3 protein-coding genes and 1 pseudogene are annotated in these 2,923 nt (G+C 62.0%); all 4 read right to left on the bottom strand.

Annotated elements, in window-relative coordinates; genetic code table 11:
* Nucleotides 1-214, bottom strand: a pseudogene (locus tag EOA24_RS32770) (type IV secretory system conjugative DNA transfer family protein); the annotation flags it as partial.
* The gene (virB11, locus tag EOA24_RS32765; protein ID WP_127410516.1) at nucleotides 211-1,230 is read right to left on the bottom strand and encodes a P-type DNA transfer ATPase VirB11; all 1,020 of its coding nucleotides are present in this window, start codon (nucleotides 1,228-1,230) and stop codon (nucleotides 211-213) included. The gene virB11 and the pseudogene EOA24_RS32770, both read right to left, overlap by 4 nt.
* A complete protein-coding gene (gene virB10, locus EOA24_RS32760) occupies nucleotides 1,211-2,434 on the bottom strand; it encodes a type IV secretion system protein VirB10 (protein ID WP_127410517.1) in 1,224 nt (407 codons plus the stop codon). Before virB10 ends, virB11 begins: the two co-directional genes overlap by 20 nt.
* On the bottom strand, nucleotides 2,434-2,923 hold a 490-nt coding region (locus tag EOA24_RS32755), incomplete at its 5' end, for a TrbG/VirB9 family P-type conjugative transfer protein (RefSeq protein ID WP_189354424.1). The genes virB10 and EOA24_RS32755, both read right to left, overlap by 1 nt.

Below are 2,923 nucleotides of genomic sequence, written 5' to 3'. Positions count from 1 at the left end.
CCCCCAAACAGACCCGCCGCAGCACAGGATTGCCGGCGTAGAGCGCGAGCTGCTGGAGAGGCGCCCACGGGTTTGTGGTGATCGTTGCCTGAATGATGCGGCCGTCACCGTAGAGAAGCTTCAGCGCCAGGCCATAGCCAAGCAGCCAGGTGGCGAAGGCAATCGCCAGACAGAACGCGACGTAGACGAGCCGTAGGGAGCCGGTCATGATCATTCCCCACGCGCGAAGAAGATCTCGGAAACGCCGCGACGGCCGCCGTCGCGGCGAAGCTGAATGACGATCGGGATGACGCTGCGGATGTAGGAGATCAGGTCTGCCTTCGGGTAAGCGGCGGAGAGACCTGATTGCATGACCATCATTGCCAACTGCTCATAGGCGCCGAGCGGAGTGTCAGCATGGACCGTCGTCATCGAGCCGGGGTGCCCGGTGTTAATGGCGCGCAGGAACGAGAAAGCCTCCGATCCCCTCACCTCGCCGACAAACAGCCGATCAGGCCGCATGCGAAGCGAGGCCTCGAGCAGACTCTGAATTGTCACGCTGGCGGTGCCCTGGTCGCCTTTGGAAGCCAGGAGATGGACCGCATTCGGCTGCGGCGGAAACAGCTCCCGCGTGTCCTCGAGCGTAATGATGCGTTCACGCTCGTCGACCGATTTGAGGCAGGCGTTGAGGAATGTCGTCTTGCCACTCGAGGTGCCGCCACTGACGAGGATCGAAACACGATTGACAATCGCCGACCGAATGAAGCCATAGATATCCTCCTTGCGCAGGAGCTCGATCAGTTCGCGGTCGACATCATTCACACCACCGACGGCGACAGATACCCGTTCGAATGCGCCCCTATCGCGATAGTCATCGAGGCTGAAGTCGCTGACGACCTGCTTGCGCAGCGAGACGGCGCCGCCCTCAGGCGCCGCAGGCGGCAAAACGACCTGGATGCGCTCGCCAGTCGGCAAGGCGGCACTCAGGACCGGGCTCGCTGGACTGATGAACTGGTTCGTCGACGCCGCCACACGCTCGCCGATGTTGACGATCTCTGCTGTCGTCAGTTCCGGCAAAGAAAAGAACGCCATATGCTCGTCGCCCAGCCGCTCGACATAGACGTGGCCTGGCCGATTGATCGAGATTTCGACGACCCTTGGATCATCGAGGAACGGCTTGAGCGGCTCCAGCGCGCGGTAGAGAAAATAGTGGCGATCGTTGCAGCCGAACTCAGTTGAGACCACGTTCATGACGGATCTCCTTGAGCGCCTCGGATACCGGGTCATCATAGAGCGCGGAAAAGTCGAGGTCTTGGCGGGCGAAGACGAAGATTCGTTCGCCCTGGGCCACGCTGATGGTCGGCGGGATCTTGAGGCTGTCGCCGAGGGCCTGGTTGGCCATGTCGGAGAAGGTCTGCGCGAGCGTGGTGCGAGCAATATCCTCTGCACGCCGACTGTCGTCGCTGTTGCTGGTCGCGGACTGGCTTCCGTAGCCGGTTAGGTAGCTGGCGCCGCCGCCGACGATGGACAGCAGGATCGCGGCGCCAAAGCGTTCCCGGAACTTGTTGTCGACCTGGCCGGTCAGGCCGGAGCGGCCAAGACTGTCGGCGCCGATGGAATCGAGACGGACGCTGACGCCGTCATCGCGCAGCATCCGTGTCCAGATCACGAAAATACGCTTTTGGCCGCGCACGATGTCGGACTGATATTCCCCAATCAGCCGCGTGCCGGTCGGAATGAGAACGCGCCGGCCATCGAAGGAATAGACGTCCTGTGAGACGATAGCGCGGATCTGGCCAGGCAGGTCACTGACGATGGCCGTCTCCAGGATGGCCGGGATCAGCGTTCCTTCCGGCACCAATGCATCGATGCGGTCGATTTTCCTGGCCTTCGCCGTACGGTCGCCCACACTGATTGAGGCAGCCAGGAATTTGCTGTTGCGGTCCTCGCCAGCGACGGTAGCGCCCGCCCCTTCTGCCCCCGACGACCCAAGCTGCTCGCCGCTCGAGCCCTTGCTATCGAAGACCACCATGTTGGAGCGGTAGCGCTTCGGGAATTCATCTTCAGGCGGAGATGCCGCTGTAACAGATGAGGGCGCGGTTGCAGGCGGCGGCGGAGGAGGCACGTTGAACTCCGTTGTGTCGGGCTTTGCTTCCTCCTTCACCGGCGGTGGTGGCGGCGGGATTTGCAGGACTTCCGGCTCCGCCGGTTTCGCCTGCGGCTCGCCGTCACGAACGAAGGATGGCGGACGAAACGTCGTGGTCGAAAACTCTTCGTCGCCGGATAGCATATCGCGCTGCTGCGGCCGTCCGCCGGCGACAACGACATAGCCCGCGACCATGCCGGCCAAGATGAGCGCGCCGCCGCCGATGAGCTGCTTGCGCCGAACATTTCTGTCGGCGATCGCCGGCTCATCGCCGCTCGCCAGAACCTCGAGCTCGGGGCTGCGCTGGATCAATTGCCACTCCTCCTGCGCTTCGTCGCATGAGGATCCTCGACAGGTCCAAGGACACCGGGGTCAGGCGCGCCAAAATCGGGTTTTCTCAAATTGAAGATGCAGACCCATTGGTCGCCGTCGCGCAGCGTGAACTGCGTGGCCGTTGCGTCGACGACGATATAGTCGCCCTCCTTGCGGAAGTTCTCCAATGTCTCGGAGAAGTCAGAATTGACGGCGAAGATCGCCGGCACACGCCGGTCGAACTTGAGGAAGGTCTTGGCGCCATCATCGAAAACCATGAGCGGCTTCAGACGCGCGTCGCCCGAGAAGGAATAGTCGATGTTGACGTTGGCCTTGTCGATACTGGCAATATTCGGCCAGGCGGCGCGCTGCTCGGCCTCCTTGTGCAACGCCGCATTGAGGTTCTTTTCAGGGTAGATGAAGCGAATGCCGAAGACTTCCCTGCTCGCTTCCGGCGCATTGTCGCGCAACTCGAGATAGTAGATG

Source organism: Mesorhizobium sp. M2A.F.Ca.ET.039.01.1.1, from assembly GCF_003998035.1.
Classification (GTDB): Bacteria; Pseudomonadota; Alphaproteobacteria; order Rhizobiales; family Rhizobiaceae; genus Mesorhizobium.
The sequence above is the reverse complement of the archived record's forward strand: the minus strand, read 5'-3'. Positions and strand labels throughout refer to the sequence as shown.

Excerpts from the sequence above, each read along its gene's own strand:
- virB11 (WP_127410516.1), bottom strand. The coding sequence starts at position 1,230 with ATGAACGTGGTCTCAACTGAGTTCGGCTGCAACGATCGCCACTATTTT.